Source organism: Saprospira sp. CCB-QB6, from assembly GCF_028464065.1.
GTDB lineage: Bacteria > Bacteroidota > Bacteroidia > Chitinophagales > Saprospiraceae > Saprospira.
The window spans coordinates 3153022-3179609 of record NZ_CP116808.1 but is presented as its reverse complement, the minus strand read 5'-3'; the positions used below and the strand labels follow the sequence as shown (position 1 = coordinate 3179609).

The window sequence follows — 26588 nt, the reverse complement described above, 5'->3', positions numbered from 1 at the left end:
TTATGCAACTCTTTAAAGATCGTCTCCCCTATGGCCTAATCTGGGGACTCCTCACGCCTATCCTTAGCTTTGCCCTGCTCTACGCTATCAACAAAAGCCTTTTGCAATCGGGCATTATGGATACTTATTCTACGGCTTGGCCCGGCTTCAAAGATAGCACCCTTAGCCTGATTGCCATCTGCGGCAACCTCATTCCCGTCGCTATCGCCAACCGCCGCCGCCTCGATGAATTTACCCGAGGTATTATGCTGCCCACCGTTATTCTCGCCTTTGTTTGGATGTTCTATTATAATCCACTAGGTATCTAGAATTTGGGGCTGCCCCGCCCTGCGGGCGGGTCGGGCTGTCTCGCAGCTCGCTCTTCGCTCGGCCCTTCGCTTTTTTCGCTTTGCTCAAAAAAGCTCGGTCTGGCCTGCGGCCACTGCTGCCCATCCCTCAGCCGGCTGGCGCTGCGCGCCCAAGCGCTACAAAAAAAGGCCTTCGTCCCTTGGACGAAGGCCTTTTCCCGTCTAAACGCAAAGCCTAAAACTCTATCGGAATGTTCTCGTATCGCTTTCTGATGAGCTGCTTTTTATAATCATCCATCATCCGCTTCATCCTTGGGCTAAAAGATATCGCCCGCTGAATGTTCCGACTCACAAATACATTGTTGGCCCCATGCAAAACATCTATCCATTTACTCGACATAGACCGCAAAGCCACCGAAAAACTACTCTCCGGATAAGCAATGTAATGCCAATAACCAGAAGGCATAAATAAGGTCTCTCCAGGATAAAGACTCAGTTTATACCCCTTCAATTGCTGAAGATTGGGGTAATCTGCCTCCTCATACTCCTCCAAACGAGAAAAATCAATTAGAGAATGCGTAGTCAAAGGAATCTGATAGAGATTCTCCCCCTGAGAACGATCAAAAAGTAAAATATCTTTCCGCCCTAAAAACTGAGACAAAAAAACATTCGAATAATCAATATCGTAATGCATACGAGTGGCGCTTTCTGGACCACCAAAAAAACAAAAGCGATAGTTTAAGAAGTGTACCCCAATTGAAGGCTGCTCAATATGCTCAATCAGCTCTGGGTGCTCCTTAAAAATGTCAAACAAAAAAAGTCGATATTCACTCGGCTTATTCTCTCTCAGGTAAACCAAGAAATCCCTAAACGGAATCTCCAAATCCTCTTTGGTTTGCACATCCAAGGCTTGGCCATTTTTATAGGCATTACTATACACTTTCACGAGATCATCTCCCGCTACTTTCTCTAAAAAATCATAGTCCCAATCTCTCATTTTCCATTGGGCCGTAAAATCTGTAAATACACAGGGAATCTGCTGCTCATAATAGGGTCGAAAGGCTTCTTCTGTAGCAGAAATCCGGTCAATTGCTTTGAGCTCCATAGTATTATCAATTTAAGTTAATCATATGGCTGTTCTTATAGTATGTGTGCCAAGTACCCACTTTTTATTCTTAATTTCTCTTTCGACTTCGTTAAAAAATCAAAACTATCGACCATAGCCTTATTTTATAAGACCATTTCAACTATAAGTCGTTTAATTTTTATTAAGCTAAGGAAATACTATTTTCATAGCTTAAGTTGTTAAAGAAAAACTAATTTGAATGAGTGGACAAGCTATCCATTACACTCATTTTATTCCCCACCCCTTTAACTCCATAACCTATGCGACTATCCTTTGTTTTTGCGGCCGCACTCATGGCCCTCGTTCTTGGCGCTAGCACCATTGATTTGGACCAGCTAGACAATTACGCCAACCAAACTGTTCCCGCTTATATCCAGCTAGACAATTTGCCCACCAACCAACAAATGAGCGATGCCGTAGCCACCCTTGGCCGAGTCCTATTCTACGATAAAGAACTCTCTGCCAATGGGACAATTTCCTGTGCAAGCTGTCATAAACAAGCTTTTGCCTTTAGCGATACCGCCAAACAGTCCTTAGGTTTAGACGGCGGACTCACTGGCCGCCACTCTATGCGGCTCATTAACGCCCGCTTTGCTACTGAAGTCAAATTCTTTTGGGATGAACGAGCCAACAGCCTAGCCGAACAAACTACCCAACCCATTCAAGACCATATAGAAATGGGCTTTTCAGGCACTAACGGCCAGCCCGATCTCGATTCCCTTATTCGCCGCCTTAGCGAGCTTCCCCGCTATCAACAACTATTTACCTTTGTTTATGGCGATACAATTATAACCGAAGCCCGTATGCAGGAGGCCCTCTCTCAATTTGTGCGCTCTATCCAATCTTTTGATAGCCGCTTTGACCAAGGTTTGGCCCAAGCCAATGGCAATATCAACCAGAACTTTGGTAATTTTACAGCCCAAGAAAACCAAGGAAAACAGCTTTTCCTCACACCGCCCACAGTTGGCGGAGCAGGCTGCCAAGGCTGCCACCTTGCCTCTGAATTTAATATTGACTCCGCTTCTGCCAATAATGGAATTATTGCTACTGCAGATGGTACGGGCATAGATTTGACCAATACCCGCGCCCCCTCTTTGCGCGATATTGTCAACCCTCAAGGCGTTTTGAATGGCCCTCTGATGCACAATGGAAACATTACAAATCTGCAGCAATTGATTAACCACTATAATGCGGTCCCCCAAAATGCCAATAATACCAATTTGGATGCTCGCTTGGCGGGCGCTGGAGGACAGCTTAACCTGACTCAGGCCCAAAAAGATGCGCTAGCGGCCTTTTTGGCCACCCTTTCGGGTAGCAATGTATATACAGATCCCAAATGGTCTGATCCTTTTGATGGTGGCCTTAGCATTATTCAGTCTACAGCAGTAGCACAACTAGAGAATGCCCTAGAACTGCAGCCCTACCCCACCCCTAGCCGCGATTTGGTCCAACTCGATCTGCCCGAAGGAGCTTGTCAAGTCACCATTTACAACATGGCGGGACAGGTTATTCAACGGCAAGAAACCGAATCAGCCCAAATTCAACTTCATATTACCGACTTGCCTGCGGGGCATTATCTACTAGAGGTACGTCAGTGGCTAAAAGCTCGCCGTGGCCTCTGCCGAATTCAGAAAATCTAAGCGATTGCTTACCTTTGGTCCATGATTCGCTTTTTCCTTATCTTTTTGATTAGCATTTTGGGCCAAAACAGCAGCTTGTACTTACAGCGCTATGCCCATTTTTCGGCAGTTTTGGCTTCGGCCGCTCCGAGTTTGGGCATAGCGCTTTTTTCGGCCCTATTGCCCGAAAGTTGGGGTTCCTTTTGGCTTGAAGAGCTGCCCCTGATCTTCTTTGGGGCCAGCTTTGCGGGTATGTCGCAGGCGCATCGCCTACCCAATTTGCCCAGCCAATTGATTTCGGCCCTCATTTTTGCCAGCCTCTTTTTTGCCCAAAGCCAATTCTTTAAAGGATTTGGAGGCGCCTTGGGCACCTCGGCTTGTATTGCCGTTTTGGGCAGTGGCGCCCTGCAAGAACTTTATGCCTATGGCAAAAAGAAATGGAATCCCTAGTTTTTTTTATTTTGGCCCTAACTTTCTACTGCTCTTTTTTGGCCTTTAGGCCTTTTCTTTGGCTCGGGCGCGCAGCGCCAGCCGGCTGAGGGATGGAAAAGGGTGGCCGAAGGCCAGACCAAGGCGGCATAGCCGCCGAAGGGCCGAGCAGAACTGCGAGCCCTGACACAGCCCGACCCGCCCGCAGGGCGGGGCAGCCCCAATTAAATCATATCATTTAAAACCTAGTTATATCATGAGATTTCAGCAAATGAAGCTGGTGCTACTTTGCCTACTGCTTAGTACGGCCGCCAGCAGCCTAATGGCCCAATCAAAAAAAGAATTGTTGGCCCGCATTGAAAAGTTGGAGCAAGAAAGCCTAAACCAACTGCGAATGTTGGAGCAACAGGCAGGCCTACAAGAGGCGCTAAATAATAGCATTGCCCGCCAAGATTCTATGATGGCTCGCCTCCTGGCCCTAGAAAGCCTGACCAAAAAGATGAACCGAGAGCTGCTATTGAAAGAGGAGAAAATTGCCGCATTAGAACAGGCTATTCCCCGCCCAAAAATGGAATTCATTCAAACTGTTCATGATTTTGGCGAGTTAGAAGCGGGACAAAAAGTAGAGGTTGAATTTGAGTTTCAGAATACGGGCAATATGCCGCTACAAATTTTTAGTGCGCAAGGAAGCTGCGGCTGTGTGGTGCCCGAATACCCCAAAAAGGCTTTAGAAACCGCCGAAAGAGGCAAAATTAAAGTGGTTTTTAATAGCAAAGGCAAAAAAGGGCCGCAACGCAAAACAATTACACTGAAAACAAACCTCCCTCAAGAAAAGGTAGAGCTCCTGATTTTGGCCGAGGTGAAAGCGCCAAAAGAATAGGCCAAAGGGCAAAGCAACAACTGGTTGTTTTGCCCTTTTTTAGGCCAAAAAATGACATAAATATGGCTATTTGCGCCCCGCTTATTGTTCAAAAACAATTACTTTTGCGCCTTAACAGCCTATTTTTTGGCCAGTAAGAAGAAATGAACAATGTCTAAACAAGATGATCAGGCCCAAAAAGGGCGCAAAAAACTGAAAAAAGACGGCCTCAAACGGGCCCTAAAACTCCTCTCCTATATAAAGCCCTATCGCCTAGCTTTTGGGATTTCGCTCATTCTGCTCATGCTTGGCAGCTCTGTTTTTTTAGTTTTTCCTTGGGCCGCTGGCGAGCTACTCGCCATTGCCGATCCTGACCGAGAAGCAGCCTATGGCCTTACCTTCAATGGCATCGGCTGGTTGCTGTTGATCCTTCTTCTTTCGCAGGCCAGCGTTTCCTATATCCGCACCCTACTCATTACTTATGTGAGTGAAAAATCAATGGCCGATATTCGCAAAGATTTATACAGCCAACTGATCCGCCAACCCATTCACTTTTTTGAGCAACGCCGAGTAGGCGAACTGGCCAGCCGCGCAACAACCGATGTACAGCAACTACAAGATGCCATCTCGATTACGCTGGCCGAATTTATCCGACAAATTATCATCTTGTTGGGCGGCCTGACCTTTATTGCCATCATTGCCCCCAAATTGACCCTCATCATGCTCGGTACCTTTCCCGTCGTGATTGTCATTGCTATGGTCTTTGGCCGATATATTCGGAAGTTATCGAAAACTAGACAGGATGAGTTGGCCGCCACCAATGTAATTTTAGACGAGACCCTCTCGGCCATTGCCGTGGTCAAGGCCTTTACCTCTGAATGGTTTGAACGCAAAAGATATGGCCGATCGGTCGATAATGTGGTCCAGATTTCTTTGCGCTTTGCCAGAGTTCGAGGACTTTTTATTGCCTTTATTATTGCCGTGCTCTTTGGAGCCATTTTCTTCATCCTTTGGATGGGCGCCAGCATGATCGATGAAACCGACCCCAATGGCTTCCATTCCGATGATTTTGTCCAGTTTATTACTTATACAGCCCTTTTGGGCGGTTCGCTCTTTAGCCTAGGCAACTTCTACGAGCAACTGGTGCGGGCCGTGGGCGCCTCAGAACGCATTCTAGATATTTTGGAGCAAGATACAGAGGTAGAGGCCCAAGCCCCCAGCGGCAAACTCCAACTTCAGGGCAATATCCGCTTTGATCAGCTGGCCTTTAGTTATCCCTCTAGACCCGATATCCAAGTCCTTAAAAACATTAGTTTTGAGCTAAAAGCAGGCGAAAAAGTGGCCCTAGTCGGAAGTTCTGGCGCTGGAAAATCAACCATCGTGCAGCTTTTGCTCCGCTACTACCAACAACAAGAGGGCAACATCCTTATTGATGGCCAAGATATTAGCCACTACAACCTCAGCCAATTGCGCCAAAACATGGCTATTGTCCCCCAAGAGGTCATGATGTTTGGCGGAACCATCCGCGAGAATATTGCCTACGGAAAACTAGACGCCAGCGAGGAAGAGCTCATCGAGGCCGCAAAAAAAGCCAATGCCTGGGAGTTTATCCAGCAGTTTCCAGAGGGCCTAGATACTATTGTGGGCGAAAGGGGAATTACCCTTTCGGGGGGACAGCGCCAACGGATCGCCATTGCCCGCGCCATCCTAAAAGATCCCAAGATCTTGCTCTTAGATGAGGCCACCTCGGCCCTAGATGCAGAATCTGAACGCTTGGTCCAAGATGCCCTCAATACCCTCATGCAGGGCCGCAGCTCGATCATCATTGCCCACCGCCTCGCCACGATCCGAGAAGTGGACCGCATTTATGTCTTAGAACATGGCGAGATTATCGAAGAAGGGAACCACCAAGAGCTTAGCCAAAAAGAAGATGGGGTTTATCAACAACTCGCCAAATTGCAGTTTGAACATTAACCCCAAAACTAAAAGCCATTCCTAATTGTAGGGATGGCTTTTTTTATTGTTTTTTGGGGCCTCCGCTGCGGCTTCGCCTTGCGGCGCTACGTTTCGCAGCTCGCTATTCGCTCGGCCCTGCGCGGGCTTAGGCCCGCTTGGTCTGGCCTGACGGCCACTGCTGCACATCGCTAGGCCTGCGGCCCTTCGGGCCTGCTACATGGGCCTGTAGGTTGAAACCTACAGCCAGACAACAAAAAATAGCCTAGATCCATAGCGTGGAGGGTTAAAACCCTCCACAGCTTTTAACGGCCCTCAGAATTACTGCATTTATGATTTAGGCAGCCTAGAAGATGTTTGTTTATGCAGGGTTTTAACCCTGCATACTATATTAAAATGCATTCGTTAATTGGCTGTAGGTTTCAACCTACAGCTATGGCCCTGCGGCCTTTAGGCTGCAGGATTCTTGGCCCCAAAATACAAGGGTTTTCAATATTTTGTTTTTAAGCAGGCCTAGCTAATCTGTCGTAGGGGCAGTCCAGAAAAAAAAGATAGAACCTTAGACAGCTATCCCACGCTAATCGGAAAAATCCAAACGCCTTGGGAATTTCCCCACGCTAATCGGAAAAATCCAAACGCCTTGGGGAATTTCCCCACGCTAATCGGAAAAATCCAAACGCCTTGGGGAATTTCCCCACGCTAATCGGAAAAATCCAAACGCCTTGGGGAATTTCCCCACGATAATCGGAAAAATCCAAACGCCTTGGGGAATTTCCCCACGATAATCGGAAAAATCCAAATGCCTTGGGGAATTTCCCCACGATAATCGGAAAAATCCAAACGCCTTGGGGAATTTCCCCACGCTAATCGGAAAAATCCAAATGCCTTGGGGAATTTCCCCACGCTAATCGGAAAAATCCAAATGCCTTGGGGAATTTCCCCACGCTAATCGGAAAAATCCAAACGCCATGGGGAATTTCCCCACGCTAATCGGAAAAATCCAAACGCCTTGGGGGATTTCCCCACGCTAATCGGAAAAATCCAAACGCCTTGGGGGATTTCCCCACGCTAATCGGAAAAATCCAAATGCCTTGGGGGATTTCCCCACGCTAATCGGAAAAATCCAATCGCCTTGGGGAATTTCCCCACCTTAATCGGAAAAATCCAAACGCCATGGGGAATTTCCCCACGCTAATCGGAAAAATCCAATCGCCTTGGGGAATTTCCCCACGTTAATCGGAAAAATCCAATCGCCTTGGGGAATTTCCCCACGTTAATCGGAAAAATCCAATCGCCTTGGGGAATTTCCCCACGCTAATCGGAAAAATCCAATCGCCTTGGGGATTTTCCCCACGCTAATCGGAAAAATCCAATCGCCTTGGGGAATTTCCCCACGTTAATCGGAAAAATCCAATTGCCTTGGGGAATTTCCCCACGCTAATCGGAAAAATCCAATCGCCTTGGGAAAATCCCCTCTTTAAATACCCATTTTCATTGGAGGCTAAAACAGATTGACTATAACAACTTGTAAGTCAATAGCTACTTTATCGACTAGAATAATGGTCTGTTGAAAATAATAAGTATCAAAAATGTTATGTTTTTCCTAGGCATTCATTGACTATACGAAAAGATATACTTAGATTTATACTATACTTTATTTATTTACCCCATAAATAACACAAAGCATGAGGTACCCCAGAGAGTGGATTCATTTAGACAACTTCATTGACAATTGGACAGAAAATAGCTTAAAGAGAATGTATTTATTGTCTACCGATCACATCCACAAACTAGCGGCAAAGGCGCCCAATGATCCCGTCATTCAAGAGATATTGGATTTTGTCGAGCCCGCATACCGCAATTTCATTCAGCAATATAGAGTGAAGACCTTACAGCGGAATCTCTACCGCCAAAAGACTGCTGAGTTTCATGATTTGCTTCGTTTGTTATCTGCAAAGAAGATTAGAAGTTGGGATGTGCAGATTCAGATAGTTTACGATGCCAAGAGTGCGACTTATATGGCCCTATTGCCAGAGGGCCGCAATCCTTTTCAAAAAGGAGCTTATGAAATGCGGATAGAGGCCGTTAATACTTTGGGCGAAGCCCTTAGCTCGGATGCGCAACTAGGGGCCTTAGCGACAGAAGTCCTTGCTTTTGGTCAGCAAATGCAGGCCACTCGCCAAGAACAACAAGGCAATGAAGGGACCAAAGACAATCATGCCGATACCCTAGAGGCCTTGCGCCAAGAATTGGCCATTGTTCTTTTTTGGGGCTTTTCTCGTTTGAAAACGCACTACTATAGAGAGCTGTATTTGGTCAAAAACTTCTATGAGCTACAGTATTTCCGAAAGCGCAAAAAAAGAGGCCGCAAAGCCAGTGCTAAAGAAGAAGAGTTTGGCCTTTTTGAGCTAGAGCTGGCCCCAGAAAGCCGCTTGGTCCAACTAGAAGGCCTACTGCGAGGAGGGGAAAGCGTTCGTATTACTCATTTGGAAGGAGCAGCAGTTAAATACTACTCTGCGGCCAATGCCGCAGATACCCCCACGGAGGTCTATGACTTGCATCCCAATCAAACGGTCCATTTACAATTGCCTTCGGGCCATCGTTTGCTGTTGTTGGATAATCCAGCCGCTAATATGGCTAAGGTTCAATTGGAATTGATCTAGGTATATCATGCCTATAAGCGCGCATAAGCTAGCGCTTTGTTGGTCCATGGCCTAGCGATGTGTAGGGGTGGCCGCAGGCCAGACCCAGCCAGCTTGCTGGCGCAGGGCCGAGCGATCAGCGAGCCCCGAAACGTAGCGCCGACGAGCGCAGCGAGGCGGAGGCCCCAAAACAACAGCCTCAAAACAGCAGAAAAGAAGCTATTGGGCTATAGATCCATGAACAGGGGAAAAGCTGGCCTAGGGCAAAACTTCGCTAGGGGGGAAAAGGAAAAAACATTGTCTGGATAAATCTGTTTTTTAAGGCAAAGCGGTTTAGAATCTAGCCTAAAAAATTTAGCTTTGTGGCACAGCTAACAGTTCTTGCCCTTCGACTACTTAAGGGGCTAAAAACCAAAGAAGTAGCAAGTATCAACTCAACTATTTTAAAAAGGCAAAATTTAATTTTGCTCAAAAGCTAAACGCCGATGTCTATTTTCCAGCATCCCGATCGTTTTGTGCAGCGTCATATTGGACCAAATGCAGCCGAACTTCAAGATATGTTGAAGCAAATCGGCCTCCCTTCTTTAGAGGCTTTGATTGCGGAAACTATCCCTGAAAACATTAGAAGAACTACGCCCTTGCAACTGCCAAAGGCCCTTTCTGAATCTGATTATTTGGCCGAGTTAAAAGGCATTGCAGCCAAAAATAAAGTCTACAAAAGCTACATTGGTCAGGGCTATTATCATACGCTAACGCCCAATGTAATTTTGCGCAACATCTTTGAGAATCCAGGTTGGTATACCCAGTATACGCCCTATCAGGCGGAGATTGCTCAGGGACGTTTGGAGGCTTTGCTGAACTATCAGACGATGGTCAGTGATTTGACGGCTTTGCCGGTAGCCAATGCCTCTTTGTTGGATGAAGCCACGGCTGCGGCCGAGGCGATGGCGATGTTTTATAGCTTAAAGAATCGGAAGAGCAAAAATAACCCAGCAAATCAGTTGTTGGTTAGCCGCGAGATTTATCCCCAAACCCTAGATGTACTCAAGACCAGAGCAGAGCCTTTGGGAATTGAGATTGCGGTGGCGGATCCAGAACGCATGCGCTTTAAGGACCCTGAAATCTTTGCGATTTTATTGCAATATCCCAACTCTAGAGGAGAAGTTAAGGACCTTCAGGAAACCGTTGAGCGGGCCAAGGCGGCAGGCATTTACGTAATCGTAGCCGCCGACTTGATGAGCCTCGCCTTGTTGAAAGCCCCTGGAGAATGGGGAGCCGATGCAGTTGTGGGAAATACCCAGCGCTTTGGGGTACCTATGGGTTTTGGTGGTCCTCATGCTGCTTATTTTGCGACCAAAGAGGAGTTTGTTCGTCAGATTCCAGGCCGCATTATTGGTATGTCTTTGGACCAAAAAGGGCAGCCCGCTTTGCGGATGGCCCTACAAACTAGAGAGCAACATATTCGCAGAGATAAAGCGACTTCTAATATCTGTACGGCTCAGGCTTTATTGGCCATTATGGCGAGTATGTATGCCGTTTATCATGGACCTGATGGCATTCGCAAAATTGCCGAGCATATTCATCGGCATGCACAGGTTTTGGAGGCAGAGTTGAGTCGTTTGGGCTTTCAACAATTGAATAAAGCCTATTTTGATACCCTCCGAATTGATGTTTTGGAGAAAGCGGAGCAGGAGAAATTGCGGGAATTGGCTTTGGCTCAGGAACTCAATTTATTTTATGATATGGGGCGCTATGTGCAAATATCAGTTGATGAAAGCACTAAGCTTGAAGACATTGCCCAATTGGTTAATGTATTTGCCGCCCTCAAGGAGCAAAAAGTCCAGGCCACAGCCGAGCAATTGGCCGAGCGTTATGCTACTGCTTTTGCCTCGCCTAAAATTCCCAGCCAGCTCCAAAGAGAAAGCGCTTACCTAGAGCATCCCGTATTCAACAGTTATCAGTCTGAAAGTCAGATGATGCGCTATATCAAGCGCCTGGAAAATAAAGATTTGTCCTTGGTGCATTCCATGATCTCCTTGGGATCATGTACCATGAAGCTAAATGCAGCCACCGAGTTGATTCCGGTTTCTTGGCCAGCCTTTAGTCAATTGCACCCTTTTGCGCCTTTGGATCAGGCAGAGGGCTATCTCCAAATCTTTGATGAGTTGGAGCGCTATTTATCTGATATTACAGGATTCACGGCCTGTTCGCTACAGTCTAACTCTGGTGCGCAGGGAGAATACAGCGGTTTGCTCAGCATTCGGGCCTATCATTTGGCCAATGGACAAACAGAACGCAACATTGCCTTGATTCCCTCTTCGGCTCATGGCACCAATCCCGCCTCCGCAGTAATGGCTGGCATGAAGGTCGTGGTCGTAAAATGCGATGAAAAAGGAAATATTGATGTAGAAGATCTCAATAAAAAGGCCGACAAATACAAGGATCAGCTCTCTTGCTTGATGGTCACTTATCCCTCTACGCATGGGGTGTTTGAAACCGCCATCCAAGAGATTTGCCAAAAGATTCACGATTGTGGCGGACTCGTCTATATGGATGGGGCCAATATGAATGCACAGGTAGGCCTCACCGCCCCTGGCCTCATTGGTGCCGATGTTTGTCACCTTAACTTGCACAAAACCTTTGCAATTCCGCATGGGGGGGGTGGACCTGGCATGGGCCCCATCTGTGTAAATGATAAGCTCAAGCCCTTCTTGCCCAAACATTATATTTCGGAGCAAGTGGGTGGAGAGCAAGGCACTAGAGCGGTATCGGCTGCGCCTTGGGGCTCGGCTAGTATTTTGCTCATTTCTTATGGCTATATCCGCATGTTGGGTGCGCAGGGTTGTACCGATGCTACGGCCTATGCGATTCTAACCGCCAACTACATTAAGGCCCGTTTAGAGCAAGACTTTGATGTTTTGTACACAGGCGAAAAAGGTCGGGCCGCCCATGAATTGATTATTGACTTGCGCAAATTTAAGCAGTTGCAAGTCTCTGCAGAAGATGTGGCCAAGCGCCTTATTGATTACGGTTTTCATGCCCCTACCCTTTCCTTCCCTGTGGCTGGCACCATCATGATTGAGCCCACAGAATCGGAAGATAAGGCAGAGCTAGACCGCTTTTGCGATGCGCTTTTGCAAATCCGCCAAGAGATTGACGAAATTGCTAGCGGTGCAGCCGATGCAGAGGATAATGTACTAATCAATTCGCCGCATACCATTCACGAACTCAGTGCTGACGAATGGAATCATAGCTATTCTAGAAGCAAGGCCGCCTATCCCCTCCCCTTTGTGCGAGAGAATAAGTTTTGGGCCGCTGTGCATCGGGTCAATGGCGCTTATGGCGACAAAAACCTGATTTGTACTTGTCCCCCGCTTAGCAGCTATGAAAATGAAGCAGAATGCGAAGCCTAAGGGCAAAACAGCCTAAGGAATAGCCTTAAATAGATAGAGCAGATACGGTTAAAGGTATCTGCTCTTTTTTTATTGTTTTGGGGCCTCCCGCAGCCAAGCTGCGGGCGCTACGCTTCAGGGCTCGCTATTCGCTCGGCCCTTCGCAGGCTTTGCCTGCTCGGTCTGGCCTGACGGCCACCCTTTCGCATCGCTAGGCCTGCGGCGGCTTTGCCGCCTGTCTCCTCCAAACTAGCGCAACAACTGAAAAGCGGCCCAATAATAAGGATGGGCATAGCGTCCTTTTTCTTCTTTCATTAGGGCCAATTGGGCTTTCCTAAAGGCGGTTTGGGGCGGATCTCCAGCTAAATAGTAATCATAAAAGAGGCCCATAAAAATAGCGGTAGCCTTATCGTTAATGCTCCATCGGCTGCCCATAAAATAGTCTACTCCTGCTTGGCGAAAAGCCGTAGGCAGTCCAAGCAAGCCTTCTTGTGCGCTTCTTTGGCCCAAAGCAGTTTGGCAGGCGGAAAGGACCAAGAGTTCACAGCCTTTTAGCTCTAAGCTCAATAAATCTAAGGCCGTAAGGATGCCATCGGCCTCGGCCATAGAGCTACTAGCGGGTCCCTGCCAACTCAAGTTGGCGCCAGCAAAGACCAAACCCGAACGCATTAGGGGCTGTTCTTCTTCTTGGGCCAATTGTTCTTTTAGGCTTAACCTATTGGGCGATTCCCCAAAGCTAATTCCAGTTGTTTCGGCGGTATTGGGTTCAAAAAAGTAGGCATGAGTCGCTAAATGAATCAAGCGAAAGGGCCGCTCTTTGAGCATTTCCAAAAAGCGAACTTCATTGGCGGCCCCAGAGGTGTAGAGTTCGCTTTCCCAGGCAGAATTATACAAGAGCACCTCCAAATTTTCGACCTCGCTCAAGCTGCCAGGCAAGGGTTCCCAAGCTAGCCAAGGGCTGCGCTTGGGTTTCTGGCCAAAATCGACTCCGCCCATAAGGAAAGCCGCTTTATTGGCATAATCCTGCTCTTGCTTTAGCTTTTGAAAACTGCTATAATAATTGATTTCATAATCCTCAATCAAATAATGCTTATTGTGGCTTTGCATAATGGCCTCAAAAGAAAGGACCTGCAAGATAGCGGGCAATTGGAGATGCAAGCGCTTTTTATCTACTAAATGGGGGCGCAAAGGTTGCCAAAGCTGCTGATCGAGTAATTCGCTCAGTGCTGGAATAGATAAATAACTGCGGTTAATATCTGCGGTCGATTGCAGGCGGAAGATATGCGATAAGACAGGACTAATTGCGGCTTCGGTCCCTAAAGGTTGCCAAAGCAAGAGGCTATCTTGCGTAAAGATTAGGGCGGCCAAATTGGATTCCTTTTGCCAATCTTGGCCGTTATGGTCCTGATAATGAAAGATATTGATGGCAGCCTCTGTACTATCTAATTGAGCCTGTAATTGCGCCAATTGGGCATTGGCAGGTTGGAAGGGAATTTCTTTTTGGCGGAGTGCTGCCTTTAGTTCTTTTTCTAGGGTCTTTAGTTTTGCTTTGAGCTCTGCTTGTTCAAAGCGCAGCGCAGCCTTATCCTTGCCTAAGCGATAACTTTGAGCGAGGAGTTGGCTGCTTTCTTCCCAATCCATTTTTAGGTCCATAAAATGCGGCTCCTTTAAGGCAGAGAGCGCTTGTTTAAAGGCGCTGGCCTCCTCTTGTCCCCTAGCTTGTACAGCAAGTTGGAGTTGGGCCAATAGTTTAAGCCATTTTTGTTGGGGTTGTCGAGCTACCCAAGCGACAAAGCGATGGATTTGTGGGGACAAGCTTTGTTGAACCCTTAAAAACTCTTGGTAGCTAAGGTATTGGGCCAATTCATCAATTTCTTGAATAAGGCTTTGGATATGCAGCTGCATTAGGGCTTGGCTTTGGTCCAATTGGCCTTGACTTTCATAGAAGTAGGCCATTTCTCCAGCTAAAGCTAAAGTGAGTGGATGATCTTGGCCCAGCTGCTTTTGCCGCTGCTGATACAATTGAGTATAGCGTTTTTGGGCCAAGGCGGCTTTTCCCATTTTCCAGGCATTTTTGGCTAGTGCAGCATTTAAGACTTCTCTTTGGTAGGCTTCTGTTGGGCCAGTAAGGGCTAGGGCTTCTTGGAATAAGGCCTCTGCTTTGGGCCAATTGCTGCTTGTTTGGGCCAGCAGGGCGGCCCCATACAGCCATTTCAGGCGATCGATTTTGGGGATATTTTTTTGCTGCAAAATTTTGTCATAAATTTGTTGGGCAGCAAATTCTTGTCCCTTGAGCTGATAGATTTCGGCCAATTGGGCCAAGAGTTCTAGGCGATCGAAGCTAGGTGGGCCGAGCAGAGGGGGCAGTTGTTCTTGGGCTTGCATCAGAAAAAGCTCAGCGGCTTCATATTGGCCAGCGAGCTGTTCTAGGCGGGCCAATTGTTTATAGAGGAATTGGCTTGAACCCAAGCGGAATCCTGCTTGTTCATTAAGTTGTAGGGCTAGGGCGCCATACTGTCGGGCTTGTTCGATATGGCCCAATTCAAAATGCAGTTCAAAAAGGAGTAGCAAACTATTATAGTGGGCGGCATTGGGTTGGTCTTTTGTAGCCTGCAGGGCTTTATGGGCTAGAAAAAAAGCTTGTTTTTCTTGGCCCAAGCTCCATTTTTGCCGAGCTTGTTGCTGTAAATCCTCTACTTGGGCCCAAAGGCAAAAAGGGAGGAAAAAGAAAACTAAACGTATTACTAATTTCATAGGCGATTTGCTGTAATTGGAGAAAGCAGGCGGCGAAGCCGCCGCAGGCCTAGCGATGTGGAGCAGTGCGGCGCAGCCGCAGACCCAGGCAGCTTGGCTGCCGCAGGGCCGAGCAGAACTGCGAGCTGCGAAACGTAGCGCCCGCAGCTTGGCTGCGGGAGGCCCCAAAAGATAAATAATTGTCAAAAAAAGCGAGCATGCAAGGAATACAATATATAGACCGCAAGACGGGAGCGCTTTGTGAGGAGCGGCCGCCAGCGGAAAAGTACATTCGGTTTTTGTATCAGAGTCCTTTGGGCAAACTGCCTTTGGAGTTATTGGTGCGTAGAAAATTTTTGTCGGCTTGGTATGGGCGGCGGATGGATAAGGAAAAATCGGCTAAGAAAATTGCGGATTTTGTGGCGGCCTACAATATAGATATGAGCGAGGCTTTGCGGACAGTGGAGGAATTTGAGAACTTCAATGCCTTTTTTTGTCGCAAGCTGCATCCTTCTGCACGGCCCATTGGAGAGGGTTTAGTTTCTCCGGCTGATGGGAAGCTTCTAGCTTTTGAGCATATTGATGAGCTGCGTGCTTTTTTTGTGAAGGGGCAGGCCTTTAATTTGAAGCGTTTTTTGGGCGATGAAGCTTTGGCTGAGCGTTATGCCAAGGGGAGTTTATTGATTATTCGGTTGGCGCCGCATGATTATCATCGCTATCATTTTCCCTATGCGGGGCAGGCCGAGGAGGCCAAGCAGATTGTGGGGCGGTATTATTCAGTTTCGCCTTATGCTTTAGCGAGGAATTTTGTTAAGGTATTTTGCGAAAACAAAAGGGCGTATAGTCTTTTAAAAACGGCTGATCGGGGCGATATTTTGTTGGCGCCGGTGGGGGCTACGATGGTAGGCAGCATTCATTTTAGTTATCCGCCCAACGCCCAACTAGAAAAGGGGCAAGAAATGGGATACTTTGCTTTTGGGGGCTCTACGGTAGTGATGTTGTTGGAGCCTGGACAATTTGAGTTGAGTGCCGATTTATTGGAAAATAGCCGTCGGGGGATGGAAACAGCTGTTCGGATGGGCGAGCAAATTGGAAGCTAAGTATAATACCTAAATTTACTCTTTGCCAAAAAGGCCTATAAAAACAGTTATTTCTTGCTGTAGATTTGTAACAGAGCAAAAGGAAATACTTGCTCTAACTTCAATTAAGTTTGGGGTAAATCATGGGGATTACAGAGCAGCTACTTTGGGGAAAGTAGCTGCTCACTTTTTTTGCCCCAAGGAGATCTGAAAATCGTTTTGAAAATTTGGAAATAGATTGTAGTTTTAGCAAGCAATTTTAAACACGATTTCTCACTTATCCCATAAAAATTAAAACGATGGCCGATTATACAAAGGACCTAGAACAGTTGGTAGACATTCTCTTGATGGAATTCAATAAACAGTTTAATGGCAGCATGATTAACCCTCATGTAAAATCTTACTGGGCAAAACTAAAGACGCGTTTAGAGGCTGATGTAGTATCTGCACTAGAGCAAAAGCCCATGGAAGATAGCACCAAAGAACTCCTCAACAGCACCCTAGGCGAAAAATTTACCGACCAGCGTTTCTTGGCGCATACGGCTATGTTTATGAACCAATATGAGCGAACCAAAAAGTAAGCTTGGCTGCTTTTTAAAAAGCCCCCTTTTTTCAAATGGAGAAAAGGGGGCTTTATTATTGGCCTTTCTTTTGTTAATCTTGAGCTCTGTTAAATATAAACAAAAGGTTGCTAGACATTCATCTAAGGGCAAAACTCTTGCGTTCTTGTGTTATCACATAAACAAAAATAGACCCACATCATTTTTGTTATCCCCCCAATTAAGACAGCAAGCTGTCTATAAAATACGATTTATTATATGTTCAGAATTGCCACTACTTTAGTTCTTTCTATTTCTGGAATCTACCTCGCCTGTAGCTCGAGTACGCCAAATGCGCTTAGCGCTGAAGCTCCCGATAGCGCCACTTTTGAGCTCAAAAGCTTCCGAGGATCAGTTGAAGAAAATGAAGAAGAACCTTTGTCTAACGTAAACTGGATGACCTATGAGCAGGCCGTAGCCCAGCTCCAAGCCGATAAGGCTGCAGGCCATAAAGGCAAAAAAATCTTTATTGACATTTATACGGATTGGTGCGGTTGGTGTAAGCGAATGGACAAAAACACCTTTCAACAAAAGGAAATTTCCGCTTACCTCAATAACAATTTCTATCCCGTAAAACTAGATGCCGAATACCGAGAAGATATTCTCTTTGCTGGCAATACCTTCAAGTATATTCCGCAAGGCCGCAGAGGCTATCATCAGCTGGCCGCTGTTTTACTTGATGGGAAAATGAGCTACCCGACCGTAGTTTTCCTCAATGAGGATTTTCAACTCATCCAACGCATCCCTGGCTATTTAGAAGTGGGTATTTTTGATACCATTTTGCACTACTTAGCCGATGACCACTACAAAAAAACCCCCTGGGAGCAATTCCAACAAGAATACAAAAGCACGGTCCAACGCTAAAATATGGACCAACAAAGCTAAAAAGGGCGATCAGATTTTTCTCTGATCGCCCTTTTGCTTTTAATTCTTTTTTTTGGGCTGCCTTTTCGGCGGATTAAACCCCTCATAGAATTCCAGCTGGGTCGGCTTCGCGCCTTTCTAGATGCAAAAAACGGGATCTATTTAATCAAGGCGCCATCTTGCATACCCTTCCAGGGTTGGAGCAAAGAGAGGCTGCCATCGGGATTTTCGGCCGTCAAAATCATTCCCTGCGACTCAATGCCTTTGAGCTTTCTGGGCTTCAAATTGACCACCATCACAACCTGTTGGCCCAAAAGTTCTTCGGGCGTATAGAATTTGGCCAAACCAGAAACTACAGTTCTTTTTTCTCCGCCCAAGTCTACCTCAATTTCCAATAAACGATCTGCCTTTTTCACTTTTTTGGCCGAAATTACCTTGGCCAAACGCATTTCTACCTTGGTAAAATCATCAAACTCGATCTCAGGCAAACGCTTTTGATTGGCTTCTTCTTGAGCCTTGCGCTTGGCCTCCGCTTCTAAGGCCTTGAGCCGATCTTGCAACAATTGCTCTTGTTGGGCAATCAAATCGGACCAGCGCTTATCTTTCTTATTGTTGATTTTGGCAAAAATGACTTTGGGTTCTGCCAAAGCATGGCCCACTGCCAAAAGGCTTTCTCCTGCAGCCAATTTTTCTTTTAAGCCCTCCCAATTCAAATCATCCGACCAATTGAGAAGCTCCTGCATTTTCTTGGCTACAAAAGGCAAAAATGGCTCTAGCAAAATATTCAGGCAAGCGGCAATCTGTACCCCAAGGGCCAAAACCGTTTGCACTTCTGCTGCTTCTGGATTATCCTTGGCCAATTTCCAAGGCGAGTTGTTCTGGAACATTCCATTGCCCAAACGAGAGAGTTCTAGCACAGTTTGAATTGCTTGGCGCAGCTCAAAAGCCAAAATTTCTTTTTCCAAACGCTCCACCAAAGGCAAAATCTCTGTTTGGCAAAACTTCAAATAGCTGCTTTCACTAGCCCCCTCAGATCCCTGAATGAGCAAATCTAAATCAGCCGCAGGCAGTTTGCCAGCGCTATATTTTTGAATAAAGCTGAGTACTCGATTGAAGAAATTCCCCAAGTTATCGGCTAGCTCATTATCATGTAGGGCCACAAATTCCTCCCATTTGAAGTCGCCATCTTTATTTTCGGGCAAACTGCGAATCAAGGCATAGCGAAGCGCATCTTCCTTATTGGGAAATTCGGCAAAGTCTTGCAAATATTGATGTTGTTCGATTACCCAACCTCTCGATTTAGAAAACTTTTTGCCCTCTAAATTCAAAAACTGGTTGGCAGGAACATTTTTGGGCAAAACATAATCGCCTGCCGCTTTAAGCATGGCGGGAAAAACCACACAATGGAAAACAATATTGTCCTTTCCAATGAAATGAATCAATTCCGTATCCTCTCCTTTCCAGTAATCTTCCCAGTTTTTGCCTTGTTCTTCGGCCCAAGCCTTAGTGGCTGAAATATAGCCCAAGGGGGCATCAAACCAAACATAAAGCACCTTGCCCTCGGCATTTTCAATGGGTAATTTGATTCCCCAATCCAAATCGCGAGTAATGGCTCTAGGTTGCAGTCCCCCCTCAATCCAAGAAAGGCATTGGCCCAAAACATGTTTGCGCCATTGGCTGGGATCATGCAATTGCTGACCATCTACCTGCCCCTTCTCGATCCAGTCTTTGAGCCAAGCCTCATGCTGATCCAAACGGAAATACCAATGGCTAGTTTCTTTTAGCACAGGTGTTTTCCCACTCATCGTAGAAATCGGATTGATCAGTTCTGTAGGCGAAAGCGTCGAGCCACATTTTTCACATTGGTCGCCAAAAGCTTCCTCATGTCCACATTTTGGACAAGTTCCCTGAATATAACGATCGGCTAAAAACTGTTTGAAATCTTCATCATAATACTGCTCTGTGGTCTTTTGCTCAAACTGATCGCCTTTTTCTAACAACTGCAAAAAGAAATCTTGAGCCGTTTTATGATGCAACTCACTACTGGTCCGATGATAAATGTCAAAAGAAATACCGAGCTGCTCAAAAGTTTTTTTATTGAGCGCATGATAATGGTCAATAATTTCTTGAGGACTCCGCCCCTCTTTTTTGGCCCGAATCGTAATGGCCGCGCCATGCTCATCAGAACCACAAACAAAAGCCAAATCTTTGCCTTGTCGGCGCAAAAAACGGGCATAAATATCGGCAGGCAAATAGGCCCCCGCCAAATGGCCAAGGTGCAAGGCCCCATTAGCATAAGGAAGGGCTGCAGTAAGCGTATATTTCTTTGACATATCTCTTTTTGTAAAGTCTCGAATCAAGGGCGCCAAAATAAAAAAAAGCCCTTAAAAAAGGGCTTTTCAAAGGGCTTATTTAGCATCTCTTAGCATGACAGTAAGGCGACTTCGACAAATAGGTCGCTCTTTTGCATCTTGCAATTCTATCTCCCAAAAGTGAACCTGACGACCAATGCGAACCGGCCGACAAATCCCCACTACTTCGCCTCCTTCTGGCACCGAACGCAAATGACTCGCATTGATTTCTAAGCCCACAGGCTGCTTTCCACTATCCTCATCTATACAAAGGACAGAGGCCACAGAACCCAAAGTTTCGGCCAAAACAACAGAAACACCTCCATGCAAAATCCGCGCTGGCTGCACCTGATTCGCCGTCACAGGCATTCTCGCCTTCAAATAATCCTCCCCAATTTCTATAAACTCAATGCCCAAATAACTCACAACGGTATTTTCCGATAACTGATTGAGCTGGGCGAGGCTGGCTGTTCTTCTCCAAATAGACATAACTCTAAATATTTGATTGGTATAATGATGTTTTGGGGCCCGCGGCCGGCTAGCCTTTGGCTAGGTCGGCCGCCGCTATGCTGCGCGGCTCGCAGGTCTGCTCGGCCCTGCGCGGGCTTTGCCCGCTGGGTCTGGCCTTCGGCCACCGCTGCGCAGCGCTGGGCCAATAGTGACCTTGGATTAAAAAAATATTAATCCGCTGCAATATAAATAAACCAATCGGTATTTTTTGTAATTTTACAGTATAACAACAAAATAGCAATGAAAAAATCGGCCAAAACGCGGCAACATATTATAGAAAAGACGGCCCCTATTTTTAATCAACAAGGCTATATAGGGAGTAGCTTAACTGATCTTTGCCAAGCGAGTGGGCTTAGCAAAGGAGCCATTTATGGCCACTTCCAAAATAAGGAAGAATTGGCCCTAGAAGCCTTTAATTATAACTTGCGTCGACTCAGTCAAGCCATTATGAAAAGGGTGGATACCGTAGATCGTCCAATGGATAAATTGGCGACCATCCTACAGTTTTATCAAGATTATCATCAGTTTGTCATCCCTTTTGGCGGTTGTCCTATTCTTAATTTGGGTATAGATGCCCAAGGACAACATCCACAATTTTTGGCTCGGGTGGTAGAAGTGATTAAAAAACTAGAAAACCATATTCGCCGTCTCATTTTGGAGGCGATGCAGGCTGGAGAGTTTCGGCCCAATTTGGATGAAGCCAAACTCAGCCGTCAGATTTTTTCGCTGCTAGAAGGAGCCATTTTTATGAGCCTTAGCCTAAATGACAGCCAATATTTATTGGATGCCACAGATTTGGCCCAAAACATACTCAGAGATTGTCAACTATCCCCTAGTCCTCAACAATAAAATAAAACCAATCGGTATATTATGGAACAACAAGCAAAGGAAGCCGCTCAGGCTGGAGAATTGGGCAATTTTTATAAAAAGCAAGAATTGCCTTTGGCCGTAAAAGCTTTGCGCTTTTATTTCCGAAACTTGGGCAGTTTGGCCCCTAACTATTCTACAAAATTATTTTGGAAGCTGTTTACGCAGCCCAATCCTCGAAAAATTAAAGATTGGCATAAGGAGTTTTTGGCTAGCGCCAAAAACAAAAGTCGGTTTGAGGTAGAGGGCCATGAATACTGTTTATTTGAATGGGGGGAAGGGAACAAAACCATTATTTTGGCCCATGGCTGGGAAGGCATGACGCCTGACTTCAAGCGCTTAATTGAGGCGCTTTTGGCCCAATCTGATGATTACCGCATCATTTCTATTGATTTTGCGGCTCATGGAGCTGCTGCGGGCCAGCAAAGCAATTTGCCCATTTTTATGTTGGGCCTGAAAGAGCTGCTTCGCAAAGAAAAAGAGGTTTATGCCTTGATAGGGCATTCATTGGGTGCTTGTGCCTCCTTTTTTGCGGGTCTAGAAGAGCGAGAAGAGGTCCATATTCAAAAATTAGTCATGATGGGGGCCTATCCGATCCCCTATCATTTCTTTCTTACGTTTAAAGAATTTATGCAGGTACCCGATGCGCTTTTCCGCAAAATCTTTAACAATATTCAGGAGCAGTTGGATTGGGATATTTCGCAATACAATATGTATGAGCAGCGCTACAAGCTGCCCGTACAAGAAGTACTTTTGGTCCATGACGAGCTAGATGAGGTTGCTGATTTTGAAAAAATCAGGGCTTTGGCTGCGGGTTGGGACAAGGTAGAGGTCTTTTATGGTCGACATGGGGGACATTCTCGTCATTTTCGCCACAAAGAGGTGGTTGAAGTAGTGAGTAATTTTGTGGGACGAAGCAAAAACGTTTTGGCTGATTAGGCTTTCCTTATCTAAAAACTACAGCTAATAATAATCTAGCAGCGACGTTAGACCTGGCTGAGGGATGGGCAGCGGTGGCCGCAGGCCAGACCCAGCGGGCGCAGCCCGCGCAGGGCCGAGCGACCAGCGAGCTGCGAAACAGCCCGACCCGCCCGAAGGGCGGGGCAGCCCCAAAAAAAACGCCCTCTAAAAAAGAGGGCGTCTAAAAGGAGGGGTGACTTTGAGCTTAGCCTAAGGATTAGGAATTAGCTCTTGATAGTAAGCTTGTCCTTCACCTACAACTTGTAGTTGAAAGAGATGCGGCAAATTGGCTGTGTTAAAATCTGCTTGCGCATTAGCAAAATTTTGTTCTAGCAGCAATTGGCCTTGCAGGCTATAGACCTGTAATCGAAGTGGTTCTTCTTTATGGTTGTTTGCCTTTTGAATGCTTAGATTTTGGCCTTGACGATAAATTGTGAAAGTAGTATTGTGTTGCCAGTTGGCCACTTTTATTTCTGAGTAGCTGATATCATTTTCGGCAAAGCCCAGAAATTTAAGGCGATAATAATTGTTGCCCCAATTGGGTTGTTCGTCAGTAAAGGCGTAGTTGGCCTTTTGGTGTGGGTCATTTTGGGCATCAATAGCGCTGAGGTCTTCAAACTTGAGGTCTTCGCCAGCTCTTTGGACAATAATTTGGTCCATATCGTACTCACTTTCGGTTTGCCAGTCGAGAAGGATGCCTTTTTTTAGGTCTTTTTTGAGATGAAATTCGGCTAATTTGAGCGGCAAACTTGCTTGAGTAACTGTATAAATATTATAGACTCTAAGTTCTGTAAATAGGCCTACTGTTGGTGCAGTTCGGCGGACCTCAACACGGTCTAGTGTTTTGCTTGGGGGAATATTGAGGACCAATTGGAAGCGGCCAGAGCCTACTCCTAGCAAATTGGCGGACAAAAGAGGAGAGCTATTATCGAGTAGGTTATTGCTTCCATCTGTATAGTGAGCCATTACAGCTAAGCCATTATTGTCCCAAATATTGCTGCCTAAATCTAGTCCTAAATCAGCTAAGGCCACCTCCTGTAACTGGATTAGTACGGCATCGGCTGTTCCATCGGCATCGCCTAATAGATCGAGGTTAGGGCTAGCGCCCCAGTCGTACTCGGCATATTGGTATTCTGTTCCTAAAAGACTTAGGCCAATATCCCAGCGCATTTGAGCGTATTGAGAGTTAGGATCGCCTCCTAGGCTAGCGGCATGTGCCTCATTGAGTACGCCACAACCGAGGCAAAGAGTCAACGCCAAGCCATTTTGGCCAGAATTCCCTGTGAATCGGCTAGCATAATAGCGGTCTGTGGGCATTCCTTTAATATCATAAATTTCTAAAGAGGAAGGGGCAATACCTAGGCCTAAAGAAACCAATGCTCCAGTTCGTATGCGAATTCCATCTACGTTTGCCGTTGGGACCTGAATGAGCAAATTAAATCTAGAGCTAGCGGCATCAACTACATCTAGTTCAGCCAAGGAAGTTCCAGAGCTACCACCATAAGTACTAACTACAGTGGTTCCATTTAGCAAATCAACTTCTAAACGATCGAAAACAAGACAGTTCGCTAAAGTACCTAAAAGACCTGCTAGAATGCTATTATCACTAAACGCAAGATCCAGGCGAAGTTCAGAGCCTATAGCTAAAGGGGCGGCAAAAGAATAGTCTTGAGAAACATAGCCTATTGTAGACAAAGGCAAGGCCGTAGGGTCCATAATAGCGGCCGTGCTCGTGCTCGCATCAAAGGCCATTTCTGGTTGACTTACAAAGCAGCCAAGGCAACTTAATGAAGTTTGCATGTTGCCAGTTGCTACTGGCTTTTGAGCCCAGATAAAAAGGGGAAGGGCCAAAAAAAGAAGGGGTAAGATTGGGGATTTCATATCTTAGGTTTTTTAAAGTGAAAAACCTTGTTTCAATCATCCATCCTTAAGGGGGATTGTGAGGTATGTTTGTTTTTTACGTGGAGCTTGTAATTTTGTTTCACAAAATATTAAAAACTAATTTTTTTATATAAAAAACAATGTCACGAACAGAATTTTATTCCGCTCTAAAGCCCCCATTAACAGGGCTTTTAGTTCTATTCTTAAGCAATTTTAAAGAATATTCTATTCACATAAATTAAATTTAAAAAACATAAATAACCACTACTCTACCAATGACAAAACCAGTTTATATAGAGTTCGCGGCCAAGGACTTATCCGCCAGCAAAGCCTTTTTCAAAACAGTATTCAAATGGAAGTTTGAGGATTATGGCCCTGCCTACACGGCTTTTTTTGCCTCTAACTTTGAGGGGGGATTTTACGAGGCGCCCCTCTCCTCTTCGGTCAAAACAGGAGGGGCTTTGTTGGTCCTTTATGCTGAAGATTTGCCTGCTTGTTTGGCAGCAGTACAAGCTGCGGGTGGCCAAATTAGTCAAGAGATTTTCGTTTTTCCTGGAGGGGCTCGCTTTCACTTTATAGAACCTAGTGGCAATGAGTTGGCGGTTTGGTCCGAAAAAGCAGCGCCTGAGGCCAGTTAATTTCATCCAAAAATCAATCATTATGCAAGATCTATCGCCTTATTTGGCTAGCACTTATTTTATAGAGGCTGAGCATCCCGATATCCAAAGTTATGCGCAAAAAATCACGGCTCAGGCTGCAAGTCCCGCAGAGAAAGTTCAGGCCCTGTATTACGCTATTCGAGATGGTTGGAGCTACTATCCCTATCATCTCCGCCTCAAAAAGGAGGCTTTGCGGGCCAGCCATATTTTGCAAAAAGACTATGGCTATTGTGTCGAGAAATCAGTCCTTTTTGCCAGTTGTTTACGGGCCATTGAGATTCCCGCCCGCCTAGGATTTGCCAATGTTCGCAATCATTTGGCCACGAAAAAAGTGGAGGAATATCTGCGTACGGACCTCATGGTTTTTCATGCCTATACCGAGGTTTTTTTACACAATCGCTGGATAAAACTCACTCCCGTTTTTAACAAAACCCTTTGTGAGCGCCTCAATGTGGCTCCTTTAGATTTCAATGGGCAGGATGAAGCCATCTTTCAAGAGTCGGATAAATCGGGGCAGCCCTTTATGCGTTATGAAAAGGAATATGGCCATTTTGAGGACCTTCCTCTTGCGCTTTTCATTCAGGAACTTCGCCATTATTATCCTCATATTTTTGAGCAGCGCATTCATAGCAAAGACGTTATTGTTGATTTTTAATTTTTTTTGGGGCTGCCCCACCCTGCGGGCGGGTCGCTCCACTTCGCAGCTCGCAGGTTTGCTCGGCCCTGCAGGCTTTTTCGCTTTGCTTCAAAAGCCTTGGGTCTGCCGCCTTCGGCGGCCCTGCTTCGGCAGCTCAGCCTGCGGCCCTTCGGGCCTGTAGGATCTAATAAAGCTTGAACCTCAGTAGGTTCAAGCTTTATATCGTTTAGGGCTAATCTTTTAGCCAGTTTTTGATTTGCTCTAGGCTACAGCCAGTAATTTGAGCAATTTGTTCTAGTGGGAAGTTGGCGATCTGCATTTGTTTGGCCATGGCTTTTTTGGCCGCTAATGCGCCTTCTTCCAAGCCTTCGGCTCTGCCTTTTTCTAGGGCCGTGTCAATAGCATTTTTTATATCTCGGTGCTTTTTGAGGGAGACCTCATAATTTTGGCGTTCCTCAATAGAGTAGCTAGCAATTTCGGCGGCACGGAAAAGCCGAATAAAAATGCGCTCTTGCAGCGCTGCGGGCCGATCTTCTAATTTGGCCAAATAGCGGAAAAGATAAAGCCATTTATCTTGTAGATCTTCTAGCTCATCTAGGGTTTTGGTGAAATTAGGCAGCTCGATATAAATATAAGTGAGGTCTTCAAAGAAGAGCTCTTTGTCTTGGTCTTTGAGCTGTACATAGCGGATTACTCGATTATGAGGGTTGGGCTGATTGATCTTAAAATCGAGAATACAGATCGTATAAATGGGCCAGAGCTTAAAATTCCAATCGCCCCTTTCGGATTGTTCTTGAATGGGGAAAGTGCTATAAAAAATAGAGCGGTCGATGAAGTGATTTTGCTTACTGCGTTGCAGCTCAATAATAAACTGTTCGCCTCGGTTGCTGGTGCAATAGATATCAAAAATAACTTTTCGGTCCAGAAAGCTGGAAGGCAAGCGTTCGCTTGGTAGATACTCTAGGTCTTCCACCTGATGCTTTTCGGGGAGCAATTGATTGAGAAAATGGATCAAGAGGTCTTTGTTGGCAGCCTCGCCAAAAAGCTTCTTAAAGCCAAAATCGGTCAGTGGATTGATATAGCGATCCTTGATCATCTTTTTTTCTTCTTTTTCCAAAATTAAGGCATTTCAATGAGGTGA

General features: G+C 46.0%; 20 protein-coding genes. 14 read left to right on the top strand and 6 right to left on the bottom strand.

The annotated features are described in order from the left end of the window. The first annotated feature begins 2 nt into the window (after positions 1–2). Positions 3–308 carry a hypothetical protein gene (locus tag PPO43_RS12205; protein ID WP_272618173.1) on the top strand — a complete coding sequence of 102 codons (306 nt, stop codon included), beginning with the start codon at positions 3–5 and terminating at the stop codon, positions 306–308. A gap of 214 nt (positions 309–522) precedes the next feature. On the opposite strand, the gene PPO43_RS12200 is transcribed toward PPO43_RS12205, so the two are convergent. Further along, positions 523–1392 (bottom strand): cupin-like domain-containing protein, encoded by an 870-nt coding sequence (locus PPO43_RS12200; protein WP_272618171.1) that lies wholly within the window; start codon positions 1390–1392, stop codon positions 523–525. A gap of 281 nt (positions 1393–1673) precedes the next feature. Between PPO43_RS12200 and PPO43_RS12195 the strand changes: the two genes are divergently transcribed. From PPO43_RS12195 to gcvP, 6 genes are all read left to right on the top strand, one after another. Next, positions 1674–3053 carry a cytochrome c peroxidase gene (locus PPO43_RS12195; RefSeq protein WP_272618169.1) on the top strand — a complete coding sequence of 460 codons (1380 nt, stop codon included), beginning with the start codon at positions 1674–1676 and terminating at the stop codon, positions 3051–3053. Positions 3054–3074: 21 nt separating this feature from the next. Next, positions 3075–3482: a hypothetical protein gene (locus PPO43_RS12190; protein WP_272618167.1), complete on the top strand. Its 408-nt coding sequence runs from the start codon at positions 3075–3077 to the stop codon at positions 3480–3482. 235 nt (positions 3483–3717) lie between these two features. Then, positions 3718–4341 carry a DUF1573 domain-containing protein gene (locus tag PPO43_RS12185; protein WP_272618165.1) on the top strand — a complete coding sequence of 208 codons (624 nt, stop codon included), beginning with the start codon at positions 3718–3720 and terminating at the stop codon, positions 4339–4341. A gap of 150 nt (positions 4342–4491) precedes the next feature. After that, the gene (locus tag PPO43_RS12180; RefSeq protein WP_272618163.1) at positions 4492–6294 is read left to right on the top strand and encodes an ABC transporter ATP-binding protein; all 1803 of its coding nucleotides are present in this window, start codon (positions 4492–4494) and stop codon (positions 6292–6294) included. 1664 nt (positions 6295–7958) lie between these two features. Further along, complete coding sequence (locus PPO43_RS12175) at positions 7959–8936, top strand: hypothetical protein (protein WP_272618161.1); 978 nt, start codon at positions 7959–7961, stop codon at positions 8934–8936. Positions 8937–9400: 464 nt separating this feature from the next. Next, complete coding sequence (gene gcvP, locus PPO43_RS12170) at positions 9401–12328, top strand: aminomethyl-transferring glycine dehydrogenase (protein ID WP_272618159.1); 2928 nt, start codon at positions 9401–9403, stop codon at positions 12326–12328. 228 nt (positions 12329–12556) lie between these two features. Here the strand turns inward: gcvP and PPO43_RS12165 are convergent, their stop codons facing one another. Continuing rightward, positions 12557–15061, bottom strand: coding sequence for a CHAT domain-containing protein (locus PPO43_RS12165; protein ID WP_272618157.1), 2505 nt, complete (start codon positions 15059–15061; stop codon positions 12557–12559). Between the two features lie 197 nt (positions 15062–15258). On the opposite strand from PPO43_RS12165, the gene asd reads away from it, so the two are divergent. The 3 genes from asd to PPO43_RS12150 all read left to right on the top strand — a co-directional run bounded on the left by asd (position 15259) and on the right by PPO43_RS12150 (position 17582). Then, positions 15259–16140, top strand: coding sequence for an archaetidylserine decarboxylase (gene asd, locus PPO43_RS12160; protein ID WP_272618155.1), 882 nt, complete (start codon positions 15259–15261; stop codon positions 16138–16140). A 278-nt stretch (positions 16141–16418) separates the two neighbouring features. After that, positions 16419–16700 carry a hypothetical protein gene (locus tag PPO43_RS12155; RefSeq protein ID WP_272618153.1) on the top strand — a complete coding sequence of 94 codons (282 nt, stop codon included), beginning with the start codon at positions 16419–16421 and terminating at the stop codon, positions 16698–16700. A 237-nt stretch (positions 16701–16937) separates the two neighbouring features. Further along, positions 16938–17582, top strand: coding sequence for a thioredoxin family protein (locus PPO43_RS12150; protein WP_272618152.1), 645 nt, complete (start codon positions 16938–16940; stop codon positions 17580–17582). Between the two features lie 158 nt (positions 17583–17740). On the opposite strand, the gene metG is transcribed toward PPO43_RS12150, so the two are convergent. Both metG and PPO43_RS12140 read right to left on the bottom strand, forming a co-directional pair. Further along, on the bottom strand, positions 17741–19915 hold the full coding sequence (gene metG, locus PPO43_RS12145; protein ID WP_272618150.1) for a methionine--tRNA ligase: 2175 nt from the start codon (positions 19913–19915) through the stop codon (positions 17741–17743). 75 nt (positions 19916–19990) lie between these two features. Next, the gene (locus PPO43_RS12140) at positions 19991–20422 is read right to left on the bottom strand and encodes a hotdog fold thioesterase (protein ID WP_272618147.1); all 432 of its coding nucleotides are present in this window, start codon (positions 20420–20422) and stop codon (positions 19991–19993) included. A gap of 261 nt (positions 20423–20683) precedes the next feature. On the opposite strand from PPO43_RS12140, the gene PPO43_RS12135 reads away from it, so the two are divergent. Then, entirely contained in the window at positions 20684–21292 is a 609-nt protein-coding gene (locus PPO43_RS12135; protein WP_272618146.1) for a TetR/AcrR family transcriptional regulator, read from the top strand. Positions 21293–21313: 21 nt separating this feature from the next. After that, positions 21314–22249, top strand: a complete 936-nt coding sequence (locus PPO43_RS12130; protein WP_272618144.1) for an alpha/beta fold hydrolase — start codon at positions 21314–21316, stop codon at positions 22247–22249. Between the two features lie 231 nt (positions 22250–22480). Here the strand turns inward: PPO43_RS12130 and PPO43_RS12125 are convergent, their stop codons facing one another. Next, positions 22481–24151, bottom strand: a complete 1671-nt coding sequence (locus tag PPO43_RS12125) for a peptidase S8 (RefSeq protein WP_272618142.1) — start codon at positions 24149–24151, stop codon at positions 22481–22483. Positions 24152–24426: 275 nt separating this feature from the next. Between PPO43_RS12125 and PPO43_RS12120 the strand changes: the two genes are divergently transcribed. Both PPO43_RS12120 and PPO43_RS12115 read left to right on the top strand, forming a co-directional pair. Then, the gene (locus PPO43_RS12120; protein ID WP_272618140.1) at positions 24427–24789 is read left to right on the top strand and encodes a VOC family protein; all 363 of its coding nucleotides are present in this window, start codon (positions 24427–24429) and stop codon (positions 24787–24789) included. 22 nt (positions 24790–24811) lie between these two features. Next, entirely contained in the window at positions 24812–25465 is a 654-nt protein-coding gene (locus tag PPO43_RS12115; protein WP_272618137.1) for a transglutaminase-like domain-containing protein, read from the top strand. Positions 25466–25679: 214 nt separating this feature from the next. Here PPO43_RS12115 and PPO43_RS12110 read toward each other — a convergent pair whose 3' ends face one another. Next, a complete protein-coding gene (locus PPO43_RS12110) occupies positions 25680–26543 on the bottom strand; it encodes an Rpn family recombination-promoting nuclease/putative transposase (RefSeq protein WP_272621336.1) in 864 nt (287 codons plus the stop codon). Positions 26544–26588 lie beyond the last annotated feature (45 nt).